The organism is Streptomyces sp. NBC_00076 (assembly GCF_045041235.1).
Lineage (GTDB): Bacteria > Actinomycetota > Actinomycetes > Streptomycetales > Streptomycetaceae > Streptomyces.
Map to the genome: position 1 here is coordinate 6358706 of NZ_CP108242.1, position 21592 is coordinate 6380297.

Annotated in this window: 28 protein-coding genes and 2 pseudogenes; 24 read left to right on the forward strand and 6 right to left on the reverse strand. The window is 67.8% G+C overall.

Translation table 11 applies throughout. The features are described from left to right. Nucleotides 1-168 precede the first annotated feature (168 nt). From rpsH to truA, 16 genes are all read left to right on the forward strand, one after another. Nucleotides 169-567, forward strand: a complete 399-nt coding sequence (gene rpsH / locus OHA64_RS29060; protein WP_013001411.1) for a 30S ribosomal protein S8 — start codon at nt 169-171, stop codon at nt 565-567. 24 nt (nt 568-591) lie between these two features. After that, nucleotides 592-1131: a 50S ribosomal protein L6 gene (rplF, locus tag OHA64_RS29065; RefSeq protein WP_405617927.1), complete on the forward strand. Its 540-nt coding sequence runs from the start codon at nt 592-594 to the stop codon at nt 1129-1131. A gap of 3 nt (nt 1132-1134) precedes the next feature. Further along, a complete protein-coding gene (gene rplR / locus OHA64_RS29070) occupies nt 1135-1518 on the forward strand; it encodes a 50S ribosomal protein L18 (protein ID WP_030039763.1) in 384 nt (127 codons plus the stop codon). 38 nt (nt 1519-1556) lie between these two features. After that, nucleotides 1557-2165 carry a 30S ribosomal protein S5 gene (gene rpsE, locus OHA64_RS29075; protein WP_405617930.1) on the forward strand — a complete coding sequence of 203 codons (609 nt, stop codon included), beginning with the start codon at nt 1557-1559 and terminating at the stop codon, nt 2163-2165. Next, complete coding sequence (rpmD, locus tag OHA64_RS29080) at nt 2165-2347, forward strand: 50S ribosomal protein L30 (protein WP_005481207.1); 183 nt, start codon at nt 2165-2167, stop codon at nt 2345-2347. Before rpsE ends, rpmD begins: the two co-directional genes overlap by 1 nt. A 2-nt stretch (nt 2348-2349) precedes the next feature. Next, entirely contained in the window at nt 2350-2805 is a 456-nt protein-coding gene (gene rplO / locus OHA64_RS29085) for a 50S ribosomal protein L15 (RefSeq protein ID WP_405617932.1), read from the forward strand. Nucleotides 2806-3375: 570 nt separating this feature from the next. Next, the gene (secY, locus tag OHA64_RS29090) at nt 3376-4689 is read left to right on the forward strand and encodes a preprotein translocase subunit SecY (protein WP_405617934.1); all 1314 of its coding nucleotides are present in this window, start codon (nt 3376-3378) and stop codon (nt 4687-4689) included. Next, nucleotides 4689-5351 (forward strand): adenylate kinase, encoded by a 663-nt coding sequence (locus tag OHA64_RS29095; RefSeq protein ID WP_405617936.1) that lies wholly within the window; start codon nt 4689-4691, stop codon nt 5349-5351. The genes secY and OHA64_RS29095 overlap by 1 nt, the downstream gene beginning before the upstream one ends. Before the next feature lie 120 nt (nt 5352-5471). Next, on the forward strand, nt 5472-6308 hold the full coding sequence (map, locus tag OHA64_RS29100) for a type I methionyl aminopeptidase (protein WP_405617938.1): 837 nt from the start codon (nt 5472-5474) through the stop codon (nt 6306-6308). Nucleotides 6309-6510: 202 nt separating this feature from the next. Then, on the forward strand, nt 6511-6732 hold the full coding sequence (gene infA / locus OHA64_RS29105) for a translation initiation factor IF-1 (protein WP_003948620.1): 222 nt from the start codon (nt 6511-6513) through the stop codon (nt 6730-6732). 59 nt (nt 6733-6791) lie between these two features. Next, a complete protein-coding gene (gene rpmJ / locus OHA64_RS29110) occupies nt 6792-6905 on the forward strand; it encodes a 50S ribosomal protein L36 (RefSeq protein WP_003974245.1) in 114 nt (37 codons plus the stop codon). Nucleotides 6906-7096: 191 nt separating this feature from the next. Continuing rightward, the gene (rpsM, locus tag OHA64_RS29115; protein WP_037680379.1) at nt 7097-7477 is read left to right on the forward strand and encodes a 30S ribosomal protein S13; all 381 of its coding nucleotides are present in this window, start codon (nt 7097-7099) and stop codon (nt 7475-7477) included. Nucleotides 7478-7541: 64 nt separating this feature from the next. Beyond that, nucleotides 7542-7946: a 30S ribosomal protein S11 gene (rpsK, locus tag OHA64_RS29120; RefSeq protein ID WP_003956432.1), complete on the forward strand. Its 405-nt coding sequence runs from the start codon at nt 7542-7544 to the stop codon at nt 7944-7946. Between the two features lie 140 nt (nt 7947-8086). Next, nucleotides 8087-9106: a DNA-directed RNA polymerase subunit alpha gene (locus tag OHA64_RS29125; RefSeq protein ID WP_356768454.1), complete on the forward strand. Its 1020-nt coding sequence runs from the start codon at nt 8087-8089 to the stop codon at nt 9104-9106. 162 nt (nt 9107-9268) lie between these two features. Further along, the gene (gene rplQ / locus OHA64_RS29130) at nt 9269-9754 is read left to right on the forward strand and encodes a 50S ribosomal protein L17 (RefSeq protein WP_405617941.1); all 486 of its coding nucleotides are present in this window, start codon (nt 9269-9271) and stop codon (nt 9752-9754) included. Between the two features lie 166 nt (nt 9755-9920). Continuing rightward, complete coding sequence (gene truA, locus OHA64_RS29135; RefSeq protein ID WP_405617943.1) at nt 9921-10775, forward strand: tRNA pseudouridine(38-40) synthase TruA; 855 nt, start codon at nt 9921-9923, stop codon at nt 10773-10775. A gap of 29 nt (nt 10776-10804) precedes the next feature. On the opposite strand, the gene OHA64_RS29140 is transcribed toward truA, so the two are convergent. Beyond that, nucleotides 10805-11698 (reverse strand): hypothetical protein, encoded by an 894-nt coding sequence (locus OHA64_RS29140; RefSeq protein WP_405617945.1) that lies wholly within the window; start codon nt 11696-11698, stop codon nt 10805-10807. Nucleotides 11699-11772: 74 nt separating this feature from the next. On the opposite strand from OHA64_RS29140, the gene OHA64_RS29145 reads away from it, so the two are divergent. From OHA64_RS29145 to glmM, 4 genes are all read left to right on the forward strand, one after another. After that, nucleotides 11773-12981: a glycosyltransferase family 87 protein gene (locus OHA64_RS29145; RefSeq protein ID WP_405617947.1), complete on the forward strand. Its 1209-nt coding sequence runs from the start codon at nt 11773-11775 to the stop codon at nt 12979-12981. 241 nt (nt 12982-13222) lie between these two features. Further along, a complete protein-coding gene (gene rplM / locus OHA64_RS29150) occupies nt 13223-13666 on the forward strand; it encodes a 50S ribosomal protein L13 (RefSeq protein ID WP_351693668.1) in 444 nt (147 codons plus the stop codon). Nucleotides 13667-13708: 42 nt separating this feature from the next. Next, on the forward strand, nt 13709-14236 hold the full coding sequence (gene rpsI / locus OHA64_RS29155) for a 30S ribosomal protein S9 (RefSeq protein WP_405617949.1): 528 nt from the start codon (nt 13709-13711) through the stop codon (nt 14234-14236). 268 nt (nt 14237-14504) lie between these two features. Beyond that, nucleotides 14505-15863: a phosphoglucosamine mutase gene (gene glmM, locus OHA64_RS29160; RefSeq protein ID WP_405617951.1), complete on the forward strand. Its 1359-nt coding sequence runs from the start codon at nt 14505-14507 to the stop codon at nt 15861-15863. 118 nt (nt 15864-15981) lie between these two features. On the opposite strand, the gene OHA64_RS29165 is transcribed toward glmM, so the two are convergent. After that, complete coding sequence (locus OHA64_RS29165) at nt 15982-16944, reverse strand: DUF389 domain-containing protein (RefSeq protein WP_405617953.1); 963 nt, start codon at nt 16942-16944, stop codon at nt 15982-15984. A 172-nt stretch (nt 16945-17116) separates the two neighbouring features. Here OHA64_RS29165 and OHA64_RS29170 point away from each other — a divergent pair. Further along, a pseudogene (locus OHA64_RS29170) lies at nt 17117-17656 on the forward strand (zinc ribbon domain-containing protein); the annotation flags it as partial. Nucleotides 17657-17690: 34 nt separating this feature from the next. Here the strand turns inward: OHA64_RS29170 and coaA are convergent. The 4 genes and pseudogenes from coaA to OHA64_RS29190 all read right to left on the reverse strand — a co-directional run. Further along, nucleotides 17691-18659: a type I pantothenate kinase gene (gene coaA, locus OHA64_RS29175; RefSeq protein WP_405617955.1), complete on the reverse strand. Its 969-nt coding sequence runs from the start codon at nt 18657-18659 to the stop codon at nt 17691-17693. A 163-nt stretch (nt 18660-18822) separates the two neighbouring features. Further along, nucleotides 18823-19131 carry an SMI1/KNR4 family protein gene (locus OHA64_RS29180; RefSeq protein ID WP_405617957.1) on the reverse strand — a complete coding sequence of 103 codons (309 nt, stop codon included), beginning with the start codon at nt 19129-19131 and terminating at the stop codon, nt 18823-18825. 85 nt (nt 19132-19216) lie between these two features. Next, a complete protein-coding gene (locus OHA64_RS29185; protein ID WP_405617959.1) occupies nt 19217-19708 on the reverse strand; it encodes a hypothetical protein in 492 nt (163 codons plus the stop codon). An 18-nt stretch (nt 19709-19726) separates the two neighbouring features. Beyond that, a pseudogene (locus OHA64_RS29190) lies at nt 19727-19915 on the reverse strand (DUF397 domain-containing protein); the annotation flags it as partial. A 165-nt stretch (nt 19916-20080) separates the two neighbouring features. Here OHA64_RS29190 and OHA64_RS29195 point away from each other — a divergent pair. From OHA64_RS29195 to OHA64_RS29205, 3 genes are all read left to right on the forward strand, one after another. Then, nucleotides 20081-20443, forward strand: a complete 363-nt coding sequence (locus OHA64_RS29195; RefSeq protein WP_405617962.1) for a peptidase inhibitor family I36 protein — start codon at nt 20081-20083, stop codon at nt 20441-20443. A 100-nt stretch (nt 20444-20543) separates the two neighbouring features. After that, on the forward strand, nt 20544-21005 hold the full coding sequence (locus tag OHA64_RS29200) for a hypothetical protein (RefSeq protein WP_405617964.1): 462 nt from the start codon (nt 20544-20546) through the stop codon (nt 21003-21005). Between the two features lie 186 nt (nt 21006-21191). Beyond that, nucleotides 21192-21563, forward strand: a complete 372-nt coding sequence (locus OHA64_RS29205; protein WP_405617966.1) for a holo-ACP synthase — start codon at nt 21192-21194, stop codon at nt 21561-21563. Nucleotides 21564-21592: the final 29 nt, after the last annotated feature.

Here is a 21592-nt window from a genome sequence, read left to right on the forward strand (position 1 = left end):
AGTGTCAGGTGCCCACCCTTCCATGGCTTAGGCTAGGAGGGTTGGGCGCCTGGACGCCCATACGACTTACTACGCCGTAGGTCCACCGCGCCGCACCCGTCCCGTCTCGGATCGGGGAGAGGGATGGCGCACCAGGAAACCCCGGCGAGAGAGGCCGAAGGCCAATTCATGACCATGACTGATCCGATCGCAGACATGCTTACGCGTCTGCGGAACGCGAACTCGGCATACCACGACTCCGTGACGATGCCGGCATCGAAGATCAAGTCTCACATCGCGGAGATCCTCCAGCAGGAGGGCTTCATCACGGGCTGGAAGGTCGAGGACGCCGAGGTCGGCAAGAACCTCGTCCTGGAGCTGAAGTTCGGCCCCAACCGTGAGCGCTCCATCGCGGGGATCAAGCGGATCTCCAAGCCCGGTCTCCGGGTGTACGCGAAGTCCACCTCCCTGCCCAAGGTGCTGGGCGGCCTCGGCGTGGCGATCATCTCCACGTCGCACGGTCTCCTCACCGACAAGCAGGCCGGCAAGAAGGGCGTAGGCGGAGAAGTTCTCGCCTACGTCTGGTAGCGGAAGGGAACGGAGGAAACAGCTATGTCGCGCATTGGCAAGCTCCCCATCACGGTTCCCGCCGGCGTGGACGTCACCATCGACGGCCGTACGGTCTCGGTCAAGGGCCCCAAGGGATCCCTGAGCCACACCGTTGCCGCGCCGATCGACATCGCCAAGGGTGAGGACGGCGTGCTCAGCGTCACCCGCCCCAACGACGAGCGTCAGAACAAGGCCCTGCACGGCCTGTCCCGCACGCTGGTGGCGAACATGATCACCGGCGTGACCCAGGGTTACGTGAAGAAGCTCGAAATCAGTGGTGTCGGTTACCGCGTCGCGGCCAAGGGTTCGAACCTCGAGTTCGCTCTCGGCTACAGCCACCCGATCACCGTCGAGGCGCCCGAGGGCATCACCTTCAAGGTCGAGAACCCCACCCGGTTCTCGGTCGAGGGCATCGACAAGCAGAAGGTCGGCGAGGTTGCGGCCAACATCCGCAAGCTGCGCAAGCCCGACCCGTACAAGGCCAAGGGCGTCAAGTACGAGGGCGAAGTCATCCGCCGCAAGGTCGGAAAGGCGGGTAAGTAAGCCATGGCATACGGACAGAAGATCCTCAAGGGCGACGCCTACAAGCGCGCCGCGATCAAGCGCCGCCACATCCGGATCCGCAAGTCGATCAACGGTACGGCGGAGCGTCCTCGTCTGGTCGTGACCCGCTCGAACCGCCACATCGTGGCCCAGGTGATCGACGACCTCAAGGGTCACACCCTTGCGTCGGCGTCCACCCTGGACACCTCGATCCGCGGTGGCGAGGGCGACAAGTCCGCCCAGGCCAAGCAGGTCGGCGCCCTGGTTGCCGAGCGCGCCAAGGCCGCCGGTGTCGAGGCTGTCGTATTCGACCGTGGTGGCAACCAGTACGCCGGGCGCATCGCCGCCCTGGCGGACGCCGCCCGCGAAGCCGGGCTCAAGTTCTGAGCCGCTTCCGTAGCTAGCGGAAAGAGAGAGGTAATCCAATGGCTGGACCCCAGCGCCGTGGAAGCGGTGCCGGTGGCGGCGAGCGGCGGGACCGGAAGGGCCGTGACGGCGGCGCTGCTGCCGCCGAGAAGACCGCGTACGTTGAGCGCGTTGTCGCGATCAACCGCGTCGCCAAGGTTGTGAAGGGTGGTCGTCGCTTCAGCTTCACCGCGCTGGTCGTGGTGGGCGACGGTGACGGCACCGTGGGTGTCGGTTACGGCAAGGCCAAGGAGGTGCCGGCCGCCATCGCCAAGGGTGTTGAGGAGGCCAAGAAGCACTTCTTCAAGGTCCCCCGTATCCAGGGCACCATCCCGCACCCGATCACGGGTGAGAAGGCTGCCGGCGTCGTGCTGCTCAAGCCCGCGTCCCCCGGTACCGGTGTTATCGCCGGTGGCCCGGTGCGTGCCGTGCTCGAGTGCGCCGGTATCCACGACATCCTGTCGAAGTCGCTCGGCTCGTCGAACGCGATCAACATCGTGCACGCGACCGTGGCGGCCCTTAAGGGCCTGCAGCGTCCCGAGGAGGTCGCGGCCCGCCGTGGCCTGCCGCTCGAGGACGTCGCTCCCGCGGCTCTGCTGCGTGCGCGTGCCGGGGCTGGTGCTGCGTAATGGCTCAGCTCAAGATCACGCAGACGAAGTCGTACATCGGCAGCAAGCAGAACCACCGTGACACCCTGCGTTCCCTTGGTCTCAAGGGCATCAACACGCAGGTCGTCAAGGAGGATCGTCCCGAGTTCCGCGGCATGGTGCACACCGTCCGCCACCTCGTGACGGTCGAGGAGGTCGACTGATCATGGCGGAGAACAACCCGCTCAAGATCCACAACCTCCGTCCCGCCCCGGGCGCCAAGACCGCCAAGACCCGTGTCGGTCGTGGTGAGGCGTCGAAGGGTAAGACGGCCGGTCGTGGTACCAAGGGCACGAAGGCCCGTTACCAGGTTCCGGCGCGCTTCGAGGGTGGGCAGATCCCCCTCCACATGCGTCTGCCGAAGCTCAAGGGCTTCAAGAACCCGTTCAAGACCGAGTACCAGGTCGTGAACCTCGACAAGCTGGGCGCGCTGTACCCCGAGGGTGGCGAGGTCACCGTCGAGGGCCTCGTGGCCAAGGGTGCCGTTCGCAAGAACAGCCTCGTCAAGGTCCTCGGCCAGGGCGAGATCTCCGTGGCGCTGCAGGTGACGGTCGACGCCGTCTCCGGCTCCGCCAAGGAGAAGATCACCGCCGCCGGCGGTACGGTCACCGAGCTCATCTGAGCCCGGGCGGCACCGCCGCACACGCACAAGAGGCCGGGCAGTTCTCCCACGGGGGAGCTGCCCGGCCTTTGCCGTAGGCCGCGAGCACTGTGCGCAGACGGTCCGCGGAAACGGCTGACGGAAACGGCTCACGGAAACGGCTCTGGAACGGCTCGCGGAGACGGTTCGGCGAACGGCTCTGGAACGGTTCGGCGAACGGATTGCGGAAAACGGCCGAAAAGAGCCGGTGCCCGACGGATCATCCGTCGGAGACCGGCGACAATGCCTGGAGATCTCCCCGTTTTCCCCTTTGCTCCCCGCCGGTCGCTTCGCAGATGTCAACGTGATGTGACCGGCAGCGGGTGATGACGGAGATCTTCACCGCCCCTCCCTGACCGACCCTTGACCTGCCGCCTGTCAGCCAAGCTTCACCTGGCTGCGCAGCCGCTGTTAGAGTCCATGAGGTCCACCTGTGCCCGCGCGAGGTATGCCGTTCGGTGTCGGGGTGGTAGAAAACATCGTTCGGCCCGCTGGGCCCTGTTTACACGACTAGTCCCTGCCGCGCGCGGCGCGGGGGTCGCAGGAGGAACCGTGCTCACCGCGTTCGCCCGGGCGTTCAAGACGCCCGACCTGCGCAAGAAGCTGCTCTTCACTCTCGGCATCATCGTGGTCTACCGAGTCGGTACCCACGTTCCGATCCCGGGCGTCGATTACACGGCCGTCCAGCAGTGTGTGGACGAGGCGTCCGGCAACCAGGGCCTGTTCGGTCTGGTGAACATGTTCAGTGGTGGTGCGCTGCTCCAGATCACCATCTTCGCGCTGGGCATCATGCCGTACATCACGGCGAGCATCATCCTGCAGCTGCTGACCGTCGTGATTCCGCGTCTGGAAGCCCTCAAGAAGGAGGGACAGGCCGGCACCGCGAAGATCACGCAGTACACGCGGTACCTGACGGTGGCGCTCGCCATCCTGCAGGGCACCGGCCTCGTCGCCACCGCCCGCAGCGGCGCGCTGTTCAGCGGCTGCCAGGTCGCCAGCTCGATCGTCCCGGACCGTGCGATCTTCACCACCATCGTCATGGTCATCTGCATGACCGCCGGTACGGCCGTCGTCATGTGGCTCGGTGAGCTCATCACCGACCGCGGCATCGGCAACGGCATGTCGATCCTGATGTTCATCTCGATCGCCGCGACCTTCCCGTCCGCGCTGTGGGCCATCAAGAAGCAGGGCACCCTGGCCAACGGCTGGATCGAGTTCGGCACGGTCATCATCGTCGGCCTGGTCATGGTCGGCCTGGTGGTCTTCGTCGAGCAGGCCCAGCGCCGCATCCCGGTGCAGTACGCCAAGCGGATGATCGGCCGCCGTTCCTACGGCGGGACGTCGACGTACATCCCGCTGAAGGTGAACCAGGCGGGTGTGATCCCCGTCATCTTCGCGTCGTCGCTGCTCTACATCCCGGCGCTGGTCGCGCAGTTCTCGAGCGGTACGTCGGGTTGGAAGACCTGGATCGAGGGGCACCTCGTCAAGGGGAACCACCCCTACTACATCGCCTCGTACTTCCTGTTGATCGTTTTCTTCGCGTTCTTCTACGTGGCGATCTCGTTCAACCCCGAGGAAGTCGCCGACAACATGAAGAAGTATGGTGGCTTCATCCCGGGCATCCGGGCTGGCCGACCGACCGCTGAGTACCTGTCGTACGTGCTCAACCGGATCACCTGGCCGGGTTCGCTGTATCTGGGTCTGATCGCTCTCGTACCGACAATGGCGTTGGTCGGGTTCAACGCGAGCCAGAACTTCCCGTTCGGTGGGACGAGCATCCTGATCATCGTGGGTGTCGGTCTCGAGACGGTGAAGCAGATCGAGAGCCAGCTCCAGCAGCGCAATTACGAAGGGTTCCTCCGCTGATGCGTATCGTCCTCGTCGGGCCGCCGGGTGCCGGTAAGGGAACGCAGGCCGCGTTCCTCGCGCAGAACCTGTCGATCCCGCACATCTCCACGGGCGACCTGTTCCGGGCCAACATCAGCAAGCAGACGGAACTCGGCAAACTGGCGAAGTCCTACATGGACGCGGGCAACCTGGTCCCGGACGAGGTCACCATCGGGATGGCCAAGGACCGCATGGAGCAGCCCGACGCGGAGAACGGCTTCCTGCTGGACGGCTTCCCGCGCAACGTGTCGCAGGCCGAGGCGCTGGACGAGATGCTGAAGTCCGAGGGCATGAAGCTGGACGCGGTGCTGGACCTCGAGGTCCCCGAGGAGGAGGTCGTCAAGCGGATCGCCGGCCGGCGTATCTGCCGCAACGACTCCGCGCACGTCTTCCACGTGTCGTACAAGGCGCCGAAGCAGGAAGGCGTCTGCGACGTCTGCGGCGGGGAGCTGTACCAGCGCGACGACGACTCCGAGGAGACCGTCCGTACGCGGCTGGAGGTCTACCACACGCAGACCGAGCCGATCATCGACTACTACAAGGCGCAGGGCCTGGTGGTCACGATCTCGGCACTCGGCAAGGTGGAGGACGTCACGGGGCGCGCCATGGAGGCGCTCAAGCGCGAGGACCACGTCGCGTAGCGCTTCTTCGTACGTCGTCGCAGCCGCGGTCCCCCAGGGAGGGGGCCGCGGCTGTTGCGTGGGTGCACGTATCGTTGAAGGCGCCCGCCCCTCCCCGGTCCGAGAAAGGCTCCCGCCGCCATGGTGCAGATCAAGTCCCCCGAGCAGATCGCCAAGATGCGTGAGGCGGGGTTGGTCGTCGCAGCCATCCATGCGGCGACGCGTGAGGCCGCGGTGCCCGGGGCCACGACCAGGGATCTGGACCAGGTCGCGCGCAAGGTGCTCGCGGAGCACGACGCGAAGCCGAACTTCCTCGGCTACGGCGGGTTCCCGGCGACCATCTGCACCTCGGTGAACGAGGTCGTCGTGCACGGCATCCCGTCCGACGAGGTCGTCCTCAAGGACGGCGACGTCATCTCCATCGACTGTGGCGCGATCATCGACGGCTGGCACGGTGACGCCGCCTACACGGCCTTCGTGGGCTCCGGGCACGCTCCCGAACTGGTCGAGCTCTCCCGGGTGACCGAGGAGTCCATGTGGGCCGGCATCGCGGCCATGAAGCCGGGCAACCGCCTAGTGGACGTCTCCCGGGCCGTCGAGACGTACATCCGCCGCCAGCCGAAGCCCGGCGGCGGCCGCTACGGCATCATCGAGGACTACGGCGGCCACGGCATCGGCACCGAGATGCACATGGACCCGCACCTCCTGAACTACGTCGACCGCCGCCGCGGCAAGGGTCCCAAGCTGGTCCCCGGCTTCTGCCTCGCCATCGAGCCGATGGTCTCCCTGGGCACCCCGAAGACGGAGGTCCTCCAGGACGACTGGACGGTCATCACCACCGACGGGACCTGGTCGTCCCACTGGGAGCACTCGGTGGCGCTGACGGAGGAGGGCCCGCTGGTGCTCACCTCTCCCGACGGGGGCAAGGCGAAGCTGGCCGAGCTGGGGATCGTGGCGGCTCCGGATCCGCTGGGCTGAGCGCGGTCGCGCCTGGCGGGACTCACAGGCTCCGGCGGGCCTTTGCTTAGGGATCTTCGGTGTGGGGCAGACTCTCTCGATTCGTCTTTCCGGGTGCGCTGTCGTAGACTGACTCGTCGGCTCTCGTGCACCCGCATGTCCGCATGCGCCCGTAAGGGACGCAAAGGGAGTCGATCAAGGTAGTCGATTCGAAGGGCGAAGCGTGGCCAAGAAGCAAGGTGCCATCGAGATCGAGGGCACTGTCGTCGAGTCTCTTCCGAACGCCATGTTCAAGGTCGAGCTCCAGAACGGCCACCAGGTCCTGGCACACATCAGCGGCAAGATGCGTATGCACTACATCCGTATCCTCCCTGACGACCGGGTCGTGGTGGAGCTGTCTCCGTACGACCTGACGCGTGGCCGGATCGTCTACCGGTACAAGTAGATCTTGCCTTTGCCCCGCTTCCGGCGGGGTGGTGGCACTGACCCGGAGAACCTCACCCCATGAAGGTCAAGCCGAGCGTCAAGAAGATCTGCGACAAGTGCAGGGTGATCCGCCGTCACGGTCGGGTCATGGTCATTTGCGACAACCCGCGCCACAAGCAGCGCCAGGGCTGACGCACGACCCACCCTCTGCGATTCGCAGAACTTCGCGCGACGCGAGCTGTACATGTTCATACGCAGGACCCGGGCGGCGCTGGCGTCGCCTGACACCCCCGGTTCGGAGGCCGGGGACCCGGTTCGTACCTCATACGGCGGCTGGGAACCGGTTCTGTGGAAGACCTCCGAGGATCAACTGGAGCCATTGAATGGCACGCGTTTCCGGTGTTGACATCCCGCGCGAAAAGCGTGTGGAGGTCGCCCTCACCTATGTGTTCGGCATCGGCCGGACCCTGTCCCAGCTGACGCTGGCCGAGACCGGCATCGACCCGAACACCCGCGTTCGCGACCTCTCCGAGGAGCAGCTCGTCGCGATTCGTGAGTACGTCGACAACAACATCAAGACCGAGGGTGACCTCCGTCGCGAGATCCAGGCCGACATCCGCCGCAAGGTCGAGATCGGTTGCTACCAGGGTCTCCGTCACCGTCGTGGTCTGCCCGTCCGCGGTCAGCGCACCAGCACGAACGCCCGCACCCGCAAGGGCCCGCGTCGCGCCATCGCCGGCAAGAAGAAGCCGGGCAAGAAGTAGTCCTCAGCGGACGCTCACCAGCGGTCTTCGCTGTAGGACCGACCACCTCCCGTAGGAGTTATAGATGCCCCCCAAGGGTCGTCAGGGCGCTGCCAAGAAGGTGCGCCGCAAGGAAAAGAAGAACGTCGCTCACGGTCACGCGCACATCAAGAGCACGTTCAACAACACCATCGTCTCGATCACGGACCCCTCGGGCAACGTGATCTCCTGGGCCTCCGCCGGCCACGTCGGCTTCAAGGGCTCGCGCAAGTCCACCCCCTTCGCCGCGCAGATGGCCGCCGAGTCGGCCGCCCGCCGCGCGCAGGAGCACGGCATGCGCAAGGTCGACGTCTTCGTCAAGGGTCCCGGCTCCGGCCGTGAGACCGCGATCCGCTCCCTCCAGGCCACCGGCCTCGAGGTCGGCTCGATCCAGGACGTCACCCCCACCCCGCACAACGGCTGCCGTCCGCCCAAGCGCCGCCGCGTCTGAGGCCAGGTTGTCTTGAGGTTGCGGGCGGTACGGCTCTTCGGGGCGGTACCGCCCGTACCCTTGCAGTACCCCGCGCTTTCGCCGGTGCGGGTCCGTCGGGCGTCAAATAGCGGGCGTCCACGAAAAAAGGATCTCCACACATGCTGATCGCTCAGCGTCCCTCGTTGACCGAAGAGGTCGTCGACGAATTCCGCTCCCGGTTCGTGATCGAGCCGCTGGAGCCGGGCTTCGGTTACACCCTCGGCAACTCCCTCCGCCGTACCCTCCTGTCGTCCATCCCCGGTGCCGCTGTCACCAGCATCCGCATCGACGGCGTCCTGCACGAGTTCACCACCGTGCCGGGCGTCAAGGAGGACGTCACCGACCTGATCCTCAACATCAAGCAGCTGGTCGTCTCCTCGGAGCACGACGAGCCGGTCGTGATGTACCTGCGCAAGCAGGGCCCGGGTCTGGTCACCGCCGCCGACATCGCGCCCCCGGCCGGTGTCGAGGTCCACAACCCCGACCTCGTCCTCGCCACGCTCAACGGCAAGGGCAAGCTGGAGATGGAGCTGACGGTCGAGCGTGGCCGCGGTTACGTCTCCGCCGTGCAGAACAAGCAGGTGGGCCAGGAGATCGGCCGTATCCCGGTCGACTCCATCTACTCGCCCGTCCTGAAGGTCACGTACAAGGTCGAGGCCACGCGTGTCGAGCAGCGCACCGACTTCGACAAGCTGATCGTCGACGTCGAGACCAAGCAGGCTATGCGTCCGCGTGACGCCATGGCCTCCGCCGGTAAGACCCTGGTCGAGCTGTTCGGTCTCGCCCGTGAGCTGAACATCGACGCCGAGGGCATCGACATGGGCCCGTCCCCGACGGACGCCGCTCTGGCCGCTGATCTCGCCCTGCCGATCGAGGAGCTCGAGCTCACCGTTCGGTCGTACAACTGCCTCAAGCGTGAGGGCATCCACTCCGTGGGTGAGCTCGTGGCTCGTTCCGAGGCGGACCTGCTCGACATCCGTAACTTCGGTGCGAAGTCGATCGACGAGGTCAAGGCGAAGCTGGCGGGCATGGGCCTGGCGCTCAAGGACAGCCCGCCCGGATTCGACCCGACCGCCGCGGCGGACGCGTTCGGCGCGGACGACGAGGACGCCGGGTTCGTGGAGACCGAGCAGTACTAGGCGCTCCGCGAGGAGGCCGGATTTTCGGCTGCGGACCGGCTACGGCCGGTCCCGCAGTTCCCTGCGCCCCTTAGGGGCGCAGGGTCTCCGACGGGCGATCGCCCGCTCGGACACTGACCCCGGTACCTGATACGGCCGGGGCAGACACCTAGGAGAAACACCATGCCGAAGCCCACCAAGGGTGCCCGTCTGGGCGGCAGCGCCGCGCACGAGAAGCTGCTTCTCGCGAACCTCGCGAAGCAGCTGTTCGAGCACGGCCGTATCACCACCACCGAGGCGAAGGCGCGCAAGCTGCGTCCGTACGCCGAGCGTCTGGTCACCAAGGGGAAGAAGGGCGACCTTCACAACCGCCGTCAGGTGCTCCAGGTGATCACGGACAAGAGCATCGTGCACACGCTCTTCACCGAGATCGGCCCGCGCTACGAGAACCGTCCCGGTGGCTACACCCGCATCACCAAGATCGGTAACCGTCGTGGCGACAACGCGCCCATGGCTGTCATCGAGCTGGTCGAGGCGCTGACCGTCGCGCAGCAGGCGACCGGTGAGGCCGAGGCCGCGACGCAGCGTGCCGCCAAGGACGCCGAGGCTGCCGAGGCCCAGGTCGACACGACCAAGGCCGAGGACACCGAGGAGTCCAAGGACGCGTAAGCGTTCTGCCGGGGCTGTGCGCCTGCGGCTGCGGCTTTGTCGAGGTTGTTCGCGCCCACGCGGCGGAGCCGCCCGTCGACACAGCCCCGCGCCCCTTCAGGGCGTTGGCGGGTCCGTTCCTTTTTCAGGAGCGGGCCCGCTTTTTTGTTGCTGAGAGGATCTGTGCGTGAGTGATGAAGCAGCAGCCGGTTACGTCCGTGTCCGGCTTGATCTGTCGTACGACGGGAGTGAGTTCTCCGGGTGGGCCAAGCAGGCCGGGGGACGGCGGACCGTGCAGGGGGAGATCGAGGACGCCCTGCGGACGGTGACGCGGTCGGGGGAGACGTACGAGCTGACCGTGGCGGGGCGTACCGATGCCGGGGTACACGCTCGGGGGCAGGTCGCCCATGTCGATCTGCCGCGTGAGGTCTGGGCCGAGCACCACCAGAAGCTGCTGAAGCGGCTCGCCGGGCGGCTGCCCCGGGACGTCCGGGTCTGGGCCCTCCGGGAGGCGCCCAGTGGCTTCAACGCGCGGTTCTCGGCGGTCTGGCGGCGATACGCGTACCGGGTCACCGACAACCCCGGAGGCGTCGACCCGCTGCTGCGGAGCCACGTGCTGTGGCACGACTGGCCGCTCGACGTGGACGCCATGAACGAGGCCGCCGAGCGGCTGCTCGGGGAGCACGACTTCGCCGCCTACTGCAAGAAGCGGGAGGGCGCGACGACGATCCGTACGCTCCAGGAACTGAGTCTCGTGAAGGGCCAGGACGGGATCATCACCGCGACCGTGCGGGCCGACGCCTTCTGCCACAACATGGTGCGCTCGCTGATCGGGGCGCTGCTGTTCGTGGGGGACGGTCACCGCGGACCCGACTGGCCGGGGAAGGTGCTCGCGGCCGGCGTACGGGACTCGGCCGTGCATGTCGTACGGCCGCACGGGCTGACGCTGGAGGAGGTCGGCTACCCGGCCGACGAGCTGCTGGCCGCGCGGAACAAGGAGGCGCGGAACAAGCGGTCGTTGCCCGGGGCCGGCTGCTGCTGAACCGGCCCCGGCGTACTGGTGGCGCGGCACTAACCGTTCGCGGCGGCCGACGCCTGGGCCTGGCCGCGGCGGTGGATCTGGCGGAAGGTGAACTCCGCCAGGTCGTCGCCGGCGCTGAAGACGGTGGTGGACGATTTCGTGGCGTCCTTGCCGTCGGTGAAGCCGGCGACCGTCATGAACAGGTAGCGGCCGTAGGAGTTGGTGGTCGATCGGCAGATGGCGGCGTTGCAGAAGGCCTTGACGCCGTCCCCGGACAGCGACTTGACGATGTCCTTCTTGGTGTTGACCTGCCCCTTCACCTTGGTCGCCTGCGCCTCGGAGTCGAAGAGGGCCACGCCCACCGTCACCGCGACGTTGTCCCTGGTGTAGGAGACCCGCATGACGCGGGTGCAGTCGTTGGCGGTGAGGAGCTTGCCGAGACTGGGTTGGACGGTGTCGGCCGAGGCGCAGTTCTTGGTGTCGGCGGTCGGGCCCTTCTTGTAGACGGTCGAGCCCATGGTCAGCTTCGTGCCCGGGAAGAGGATGGTCGGGCTGACCGCGGCGACGTCCTTGCTCTTGCTGGAGACGAAGTCCTTCGGGTCCAGCGGGGGCGGGGCACTGGTCGGCGCGAACGACGGGGCCGCGGTGCCGGAGCTGCTCGGGATCTCCCCGGTCGACGGCAGCTGGGAGGTCGGCTTGTTCGCCTCGTCGTTGCCGTTCGCGGAGACCACCGCCATGGCCACGGCCGTGCCGACCGCGATCGTGGCGAGCGCGCCGCCGCCGATGAACAGCAGCCTGCGCCGCTTGTTCCGCGTCTCGGACGCCTCGGCGAGCGCCGCCCAGTCCGGCGTCTGGTCGGTGCTGTTGTCCCACGGCTGCTGCTGGGACTGTGGTTTCCAGGGATCCCACTGGGACTGGGGTCCCTGCTGCTGCCCAAAGCTCATGGGCCGCATCTTAGACGGGGTACGGGGTGTGCCGGTCCTCCTCAACAGGCTCTGGAAGCCCTAGCGTTCGCTCGATGAGCGACCGCAAAAGCGACATCTCCGGGTGGTTGGTACGAAGGGCCAGTCGGCATCTGTGGGTGGCGCTCGCGGCCGTACTGGGCGCGACGGCGGCCCGCACGGCCCGGCTGACCTCGGACGGAGGGATGGACAACGCGATCGTCGTCAGGGCCGCGCGCACCTGGTGGGCCGGTGGCTCCCCGTATGACGATCCACACTTCCTCTATCTGCCGGGCGCGGTGCTCGCGGCGGCCCCGCAGGCCCTGCTGCCGGAGGTCGCGCTGCGGGTGCTGGTGCCGCTCGCGGTGACCGGCTGTCTGGTGGGGGGCTGGGTCTGCGCGCTCAGGCTGCACCGGGTGCCGCTGCGCAGCCGCTTCGCCGTCCTCGGCCTGGGGGCGTCGGCGGTGGGCTTCGCGCCCTTCGGGCATCTGGTCCTGCTGGGCAACTGGACGGCGACGGCCGCGCTGGCCCTGCCGGCGGCCCTGTTGCTGGCGAGCCGGGGGCGATGGGTGGGCGCGGGTGCCGTCATCGGTACGGCGATCGCGCTGAAGCCGTTGCTCGCCCCCATGGCGCTGCTGTTCCTGTTCGCGCGCCAGTGGCGGGGCCTGGCCGCGCTGGTCCTGCTCCCGGCGCTCGCCTCCGTGTCCGCCGCGCTGCTGCTGCCCGACCCGGCCGGCTTCGTCACCCGCACCCTGCCGTTCCTGCTGCGCGGCGACGACGGCTTCGTACGGCTCTACGAGGCGTCCCCGGCGGCGGTGCTGCCCCGGCTCGGAATGCCGGAGTCCCTGGCCGGGCTGCTCGCCATGCTCGCGGCGGGCGCCGGGGTATTCGCCGCGTACCGGCGCTGGTGTCGCGCCGATCCCGGGCCGCTGCGGCTGCCCGAGACGGCCGCGGCCCTGATGCTCTCGGTGTTCCTGGTGTCCCGGCCGTCGTACGACCACTATCTCGTCGTCGTCCTCCCGCTGCTGCTGGCCGGTCTGCCATACGCGGACGCGGTCGCCCGCACTCCCTGGTTCTGGCTCGCCCTGATTCCGCAGATCCCTGGCCTGACCTGGCCCTATCTGGAGACGGTGCAGCGCCGCGCCTTCCGGGACGCGGTCACCCTGTGTGTCCTGGCCGCCACGGTCGCCGTCCACTGCGTCCGCGTCCCGCGGCCGCTCGGCCCGTCCGGTTTCGGCGTCGCCGCGCGAGGGGTGCGAGGGGCCGATCGGGTGGACGTAGACTGATGGGTGGGCCTGTCCGGTTGCGAAACACTCGTTTTGACCCGGCACGGGCGCCGCAGGTATCCTGCATGTTCGTTGTGTATTGGCTTGCTCATTCTCACGGGACGGGCCCTTACACCGGTCCACCGGGCCGATGACCAGCGACCCACGTACGCGGTATGCGTCGCCGCAGTGCGGTCCAGGCTGTCGTGATCGTTTCGGTGACCTGTTCAGGACCATTCACTCGAAGCGAAGGCTACGAACCGTGCGTACGTACAGCCCCAAGCCCGGCGATGTGACGCGCCAGTGGCACGTCATCGACGCTCAGGACATCGTCCTGGGCCGTCTCGCCACCACCGCCGCGTCCCTTCTCCGGGGCAAGCACAAGCCGATCTACGCTCCCCACGTCGACACCGGTGACTTCGTCATCATCATCAACGCCGACAAGGTGCACCTGTCCGGCAACAAGCGGACCCAGAAGATGGCGTACCGCCACTCCGGCTACCCGGGTGGTCTGCGCTCCGTCCGTTACGACGAGCTGCTCGACAAGAACCCCGAGAAGGCCGTCGAGAAGGCCGTCAAGGGCATGCTCCCCAAGAACACGCTGGGCCGTCAGATGCTCTCGAAGCTGAAGGTCTACAAGGGTGACGTGCACCCGCACGCTGCGCAGCAGCCGGTGCCGTTCGAGATCACCCAGGTCGCGCAGTAGTTCCGGCCACCCCCTAAGACAGAAAAGAATCTGAGGAGCATCGTGGCCGAGACCACTGTTGAGCAGCCGGTCGAAGAGACCGAGACCGAGATCGTCGACATCGAGAGCTACACCACCGAGTCCGAGGTCCCCGTCGAGGGTGAGTACACCTCGGAGTCCCTCGCCGGCCGCTTCGGCGACCCGCAGCCGGCCGCCGGCCTGGGCCGTCGCAAGAACGCCATCGCGCGCGTTCGCATCGTGCCCGGCACCGGCAAGTGGAAGGTCAACGGGCGCACGCTCGAGGACTACTTCCCGAACAAGGTCCACCAGCAGGAAGTCAACGAGCCCTTCAAGGTGCTCGAGCTCGACGGCCGCTACGACGTCATCGCCCGCATCTCGGGTGGCGGCGTCTCCGGTCAGGCCGGTGCCCTGCGCCTCGGCGTGGCCCGCGCGCTGAACGAGGCCGACGTGGACAACAACCGCGGCGCCCTCAAGAAGGCCGGCTACCTCAAGCGTGACGACCGTGCGGTCGAGCGCAAGAAGGCCGGTCTCAAGAAGGCCCGCAAGGCCCCGCAGTACAGCAAGCGTTAAGCTTCGCTGCCTGCTCGTACGTCTTACGAGCCTGCTCGTACGTACCCTTGTCACGAGCCTGCTCAGTACGTACTCCGAACGCCCCGGCGGCACGCCATTGTGCCGTCGGGGCGTTCGTTTTATCGCAGACTTGGGCGTATAAGGGCACAAGCCGCTCAAAGGCTTGTGTGATCGGATGTTCAGGCATGGAATGCCTGGGATGCGGGAGCCGTGAACAGCCGCATCGGACGGAACCTCTTCCGTCACTGACGCTTCCTCAGGAGGACAAGTGGGACGACTCTTCGGCACGGACGGCGTGCGCGGTGTCGCCAACGCGGATCTGACGGCCGAGATGGCCCTCGGCCTCTCCGTCGCCGCGGCGCACGTACTGGCCGAGGCGGGCACGTTCGAGGGTCACCGGCCGACCGCCGTGGTCGGACGGGACCCGCGTGCGTCCGGGGAGTTCCTGGAGGCCGCGGTGGTCGCGGGTCTCGCCAGTGCCGGCGTCGATGTCCTGCGGGTGGGTGTACTGCCGACCCCGGCGGTCGCGTTCCTCACGGCCGAGCTCGGCGCCGACCTCGGTGTCATGCTCTCCGCCAGTCACAACGCCATGCCCGACAACGGCATCAAGTTCCTCTCCCGCGGTGGGCACAAGCTCGACGACGAGCTGGAGGAGCGCATCGAGGCCGTCTACGAGGAGCACCGCACCGGGGCGCCGTGGGACCGGCCGACGGGCGCGGGCGTGGGGCGTGTGCGGTCGTACGAGGAAGGGTTCGAGCGGTACGTCACGCATCTCGTGAGTGTGCTGCCGAATCGGCTGGACGGGCTGAAGATCGTCCTCGACGAGGCGCACGGCGCCGCCGCCCGGGTGTCGCCCGAGGCGTTCACGCGGGCCGGCGCCGAGGTCGTCACGATCGGTGCCGAGCCGAACGGCCTCAACATCAACGAGGGCTGCGGGTCCACCCACCTCGACCTGCTGAAGGCCGCGGTCGTCGAGCACGGCGCGCACTTCGGCATCGCGCACGACGGGGACGCGGACCGGTGCCTGGCCGTCGACCACACCGGCGCGGAGGTGGACGGCGACCAGATCATGGCCGTCCTCGCGCTGGCGATGAGGGAGCGGGGTGTGCTGCGGGCCGACACCGTGGTGGCCACCGTCATGTCCAACCTCGGCTTCAAGCTCGCCCTGGAGCGGGAGGGGCTGAAGATCATCCAGGCCGCGGTCGGTGACCGGTACGTGCTGGAGGAGATGAAGGAGCACGGTTACGCCCTCGGTGGGGAGCAGTCAGGGCACGTGATCATTCTTGATCACGCGACCACGGGGGACGGGACGCTCACCGGGCTGCTGCTGGCGGCTCGGGTCGCGCAGAGCGGCCGGTCCCTGCGGGAGCTGGCGGCCGTGATGGAGCGGCTGCCGCAGGTTCTCATCAACGTGCCGGACGTGGATCGCACCCGGGTCGGTACGTCCCCGGAGCTGGCGGCGGCCGTGGAGGACGCCGAGCGGGAGCTCGGTGAGACCGGGCGGGTGCTGTTGCGGCCCTCCGGGACCGAGCCGCTGGTTCGGGTGATGGTGGAGGCCGCGGACATCGATCAGGCGCGGTCTGTCGCGGAGCGGCTGGCCGACGTGGTGAAGTCGGCGCTCAGTTAGTCGCCGGGATCGGGTTGGGGGCTTCTGTCGGGAGCTTCTGTCGTGAGCGGGCTGCGGGGCTGTGGTGGCCGCTCGCGCCCACGCGGCGGAGCCGCACATCGACGGAGCCCCGTGTCCCTCAGGGAGCGTTGCCCTGTCCGGCGTTCTGCGGAGCCGTTCGTTTCCGCTGGGTGGACCAGAGCCATTTCTGGAGCAGCAGCGTGAGGGTGCCGGCCAGGAGGATGCCGAGCAGGTTCAGCAACAACTGCTCCGTCGAGCGCCAGGCCTGGTTGGTGTCGCTGTAGACCAGGGCCACGGCCGCGTTGGCGGCGGCCGGGACCGTCGTCACGGAGATGGCCACCCCGACCAGGGCGCCGGACTTCGCGGACGTCAGGGAGAGGGTGCCGGCGGCTCCGGCGAGGACCGCCACGACGAACGAGAACCAGTCCGGGGCGTAGATGAAGCCGGTGTTGGGGCGGTCGGCCTCCAGCCGGGCCTGGGTGAACAGGCCGACGGCGTCCATGAAGAGGCTGAAGCCCACGGTCACCGCCATCGCCACCGCGAAGCCCACCAGCAGTGCGATCAGTGAGCGGAGCGCCAGCCGTGGTGCTCGCTGGACCGCCGCCGTGCAGATGCCCGCCAGTGGTCCGAACTCCGGGCCCACCGCCATCGCGCCCACGATCAGGATCGCGTTGTCCAGCACCACACCGCAGGCCGCGATCATCGTGGCCAGCGTGATGAACGACAGGTAGGTGACGGAGAGGGTGGACTCCTCGTGGGTCGCGTCGGTGAGGTGCTCCCACAGGACCGCGTCCGCGCCCTCGCCGGGTGCGTCCTCCTCGGCCTGGTCAGCCCGCTTCGACAGTGACAGGTCGATGTTCTCGACGGCGATGGAGCCGCTGCGGTCGAGGCCCAACTCCTGGAGCCCGGTGAGGAGTTCGTCGCCTGCCTCGCGGGCGACGTCGCACATCACCACGTCCCCGGCGGGGTTGCGGGCGCTGCCCGGCAGCACGACGAGGTGGGTGGTGCCGACCGTCTCCTCGATCAGGCGGACCACTTCGTCGGTCTTGTCGGATGGGGTGATCAGACGCAGGTGCAGCATGGCGGCAGAGTAACGGTCACCTGCTTCTTGCGAGGAGGCCCCGGTGTTCACGCCGGGGAGGGACCGCATCCGGGTGTCGCAATGCGGAGCGTCGCCGTATCCGGATCAGGGCGCGGAGCAGCCCGTACGGCTGTCGGCATCGCCGGGGTGATGCCAACGCGTGTGCCCGTGGGCCCAAGTCAAGCTGACCCGGTACGACCGGATGATGGCCCGCCGCAAGCCGAAAAAGGGCCAACGCGGATCGAAGGGCTACCGCGAGGCGAAGAAGCTGCGGGCGAAGGCGTACAAGAAGGTCGTCAGGCGGCGTGCGGACACCGGCCGTAAGTGGGCCAAGAGGGTCGTCCGCGACCACGACGCCGTCGCCGTGGAGGATTTCCGTCCGAAGTTCCTGGCCAAGTCCACCATGGCCCGCAAGGCCGCTGACGCCGCCATCGGCGCCACCAAGGCCGCTCTCATCGAGATGGGCCGCAAGTACGGGCGGGACATCCGCCTGGTCCACCCCGCGTACACCACGATGGACTGCGCGCACTGCGATGCGAGAGCCAAGCACGCTTTGCCGCTGGGTGAGCGCACCTACATCTGCGCCGCGTGCGGAAGCGCGTCCCCACGGGACAAGAACTCCGCACGCGTGATGCTCGTCCGGGCTGGTCTCAACCCGGCTGGTATTGATGGCGGAAGACCTCCTGGAGCGCAGCTCCAAGAGGCTGCCTGAGCCAGGAATCACCTCCCTTCAGGGAGGTGAGGATTCAAAGTTTTCGCAGACTCAACCGCTGCACCTTGTGGTCCGGGCCCTTGCGGATGATGAGCGCGGCGCGCCCGCGGGTGGGGGCCACGTTCTCGACGAGGTTGGGGCGGTTGATGGTCCGCCAGGTCGTGCGGGCGTAGTCGAGGGCCTCCTCCTCGGAGACCTGGGTGTACTTGCGGAAGTACGAGTCCGGGTTCTGGAAGGCCGTGGCGCGCAGCTTCCTGAAGCGGTTGAGGTACCAGCGCTCGATGTCCTCGGTGCGGGCGTCGACGTACACGCTGAAGTCGAAGTAGTCGGCGAGACCGACGCGGGTGCGGCCGTCCTTGCCGGGCAGCGCGGGCTGGAGGACGTTCAGGCCCTCGACGATCAGGATGTCGGGACGGCGGACCGTGAGGCGCTGGTCCGGGACGATGTCGTAGATCAGGTGGGAGTAGACGGGCGCCGTGACCTCGTCCTTCCCCGCCTTGATGTCGGCGACGAAACGCGTGAGCGCGCGGCGGTCGTACGACTCGGGGAACCCCTTCCGCGACATCATGCCGCGGGCCTCCAGTTCCCGGGTGGGGAGCAGGAAGCCGTCCGTGGTGACCAGCTCGACGCGCGGGTGCTCGGGCCAGCGGGAGAGCAGGGCCTGGAGGAGACGGGCGACCGTGGACTTCCCCACGGCGACCGATCCGGCCACCCCTATGACGAAGGGGGTGCCGGACTGGGAGCCCTGTTCGCCGAGGAAGGTGTTCAGCGCCCCTCTGAGGCCGTTCGTGGCGCCGACGTAGAGGTTGAGGAGCCGGGAGAGCGGGAGGTAGATGTCCCGCACCTCGTCGAGGTCGATGACGTCGCCGAGGCCACGCAGCTTCTCGACTTCCGCGGCGGTGAGCGGCAGCGGCGTCTTCTCGCGCAGCGCGCTCCACTCGGCTCGGGTGAGGTCGACGTAGGGAGTCGCCTCCGGCCTGTGCCGGTGGGCGCTCCGGGGCATCGGGGAGACCGGAGAGATCACAGTCCATTGTTAACGGAGTTTGAACGGGGTGGAGGGTGGGGTGTCTCACGCAGTGCGGTGCGTCACGCTGTGCGGTGAGGTGTGTCCTGGTGTGCGGTGGGGTGTGACATGGCGCGGTGTCGCTCTCGCGGAGTGGATCAGCTCAGCTGACGACCATGAAGTGCTGAGGAAGCCCGAGTTCGGCGCGGTCTTCACGGGTGAAGGCAGGAGTGCCCAACAGTTCCTCGCCCATGGCCGGTGTCTGGTAGATGGCGAGGAACTCCGTGGGCGGGACGTCCCAGGTGCCGAACTCTTCGATCAGGCGCCGGTAGGAAGGCGGAAAAACGAGCCCCATCTCGGCCTCGGCTCTGGCGATCACCTCCGGAGAGCAGCCGTCGCCATGCTGGGCGATGCCCTCATTGGCTCGGATCAGGTCGGCCACCTGTGCACTCGCGTCGACAGCGTCAGACATACGCGAAGGTCCTTCGGTCGGGGTACAGAAATCATAGGAACGTGGATCACCGGTCACGGCGAAGACCAACGGGAACGGGGGTTCGTCATGATCTCGGGGGCGCCGTTCCTTCCGGGGCAGGCCGAATTTCCGGTGGAACGAACGTGGGCCTCAGCGCGGTTGGCAGGTCGGACATCATCCCGAACACCAGGACGCGCTCCGGGTTCATGTGGTCGTTCTCCGGCGTTGCGATGACGCCCGACGACAGCAAGATCTTGATCAGCGCGATCTGCATGTGCTGACCGATCACCCCGGGATAGTCAACGACCGGCGCGCCTGGCTTGCCGGAGGTGAGACTGTCGACAGCCGCCTGGGCCATGCGAGGGTCACATCCCCAACTCACGGAAACAGACGCCGAAGCCGTCTCGGCGTCGGGCTCCACGTGGACAACGGCACCCGACGGGGCCGCTGTTGCGGCCTCTTCGCCTCGGAAGGCGGGCAGACCGGCACGCTGGAGGGCCTGGACCACGTGGTCGGCCAACTCGTTCCGGACGGCGAGCACTTCCTCGGACGCGCGGGCGAAAGCGTACTCGGACATGTCTTTCTTCTTCTCGGATCAGCCTCGGAAGCCGGCGGAGTCGCTGACGGGGGAGTGGGGCGGCTTGAGGGCCTCGACGAACGTGGTGAAGGCGGCGGTGGGGACGGTGAGGGGTGTCCTGGCTGGGGCCCTTGAGTCGCGGATGGCGATGTGGGCGTCCAACTTCGCGATCTCCACGCAGGCGTTGCCGTCGCCGCCGCCGGAGTAGGACGACTTCTGGCGCGACCTCCGACCTTGACACGCTGCGCCGTGGGCTCACGCAACCTCGGATCTCTGAGGTGCCGTGCGGGGAGGGATTGGGGGAGCGTGGTGGGACGGTCGCCGTTGGCCCGGGGGAACGGGACGGGCGACCGTCAACGGGAGGAGAACACCATGCTCGCCAAGACCAAGGCGGGGCTTGTCGCCCTGTTGGCCGTGCCCGCGCTGACCGTCGGGTTCGCCGGCCAGGCCCAGGCGGACGGCTACTGCGGGGCCGGACGGGTCTGCATGTGGGAGGACGGCAACTACGAGGGCAGCCGGTACGTGGATGTCACCGCCGGTGGGCCGTACGACATCGACGGGTGGAACGGCGACAACGAGATCAGCAGCGTCGACAACGCCTCCGGCCTCTACATCGTGATGTACGACAACGACAACCTCACCGGCTTCATGGGCTGCGTCCAGCCGCACCAGCGGATCCCCGAGCTGTGGAGGAACGACGAGATGGAGAGCTTCATCGCCCGCGACTTCTGCTGACGCGCGAATCGCCGTACAACCGTGGAGCCGTGTCACGGGTCTTTACGACCGTACGATCCGAACCGACCTTTCGGTACAACTCGTTCCAACGGGGGAACACATGAGTCTGGTCCGTAACCGTAACCGCAACACCGCTCGTCGCGCCGCGACCGCAGCCGTCACCCTCCTGATGGCGGCCGGCCTCGGGTCCGCCGCCACTGGGGCCTCCAGCGCCGCCGCCGCGGCACCGCAGACGCGGCAGATCGCGTCGTCCACCCTGGGCAGCGACTACAAGATCACGCTGACCGCGCTGCGGTCGACGGAGGACGAGTACGCCGCCTCCGTGCGGCTGCAGGTCTACAAGCAGTCCGGTGGTGCCTGGAAGGAGTCCGACCGGGTCACCGTGGGCGATGTGGACGGGTGGTTCTGGTACCCGCTCACGGGCAGCGGTGCCGTCTGTGAGTTCTCGACCGCGAGCACGGAGCCCGCGCCGCTCACCGTGAGCCTGCTGGTCACGCCGTCCATCGGCTGCTCCCTGCCGACGCACTACGTGGTGAAGCAGGGCAAGGTGTTCGAGGGCTGACCCGCGAGACGCCTGACCGACGCGATGCGGAGTCCGACGACAAGGCACGGCACGGCAAGACGTGACGTGACGTGAAGTGACCTGGCGTGGCGTCAGGGACTCCAGGACCCGGTGGGCCGGCCTCGTCCGGCCCACCGGGTCCTGTCAGCTGATCCGGCCTCACGTTCCCGTCATAGGGTGCTGGGCATGGGCATCATCGGCGTCGGGATCGACGTGGCGGAGATCGACCGGTTCCGGGCGTCGCTGGAGCGTACGCCCCACATGGTGGAGCGGCTGTTCCTCGACAGCGAGGTGCTGTTGCCGAGCGGGGAGCGGCGTGGCGCCGCCTCGCTCGCTGCACGGTTCGCGGCGAAGGAGGCGCTCGCCAAGGCGCTGGGCGCTCCGGCGGGCCTGCTCTGGACGGACGCCGAGGTGTACGTCGAGGACAGCGGGCGACCGAGGTTGCGGGTGACCGGGACGGTCGCGGCCCGGGCGGCTGAACTCGGGGTGCAGTCCTGGCATGTGTCGCTCAGTCATGACGCGGGGGTGGCCTCCGCGGTGGTGATCGCGGAGGGGTGACTGTCAGGGCGGGGCCGTAGGTCCGCAGT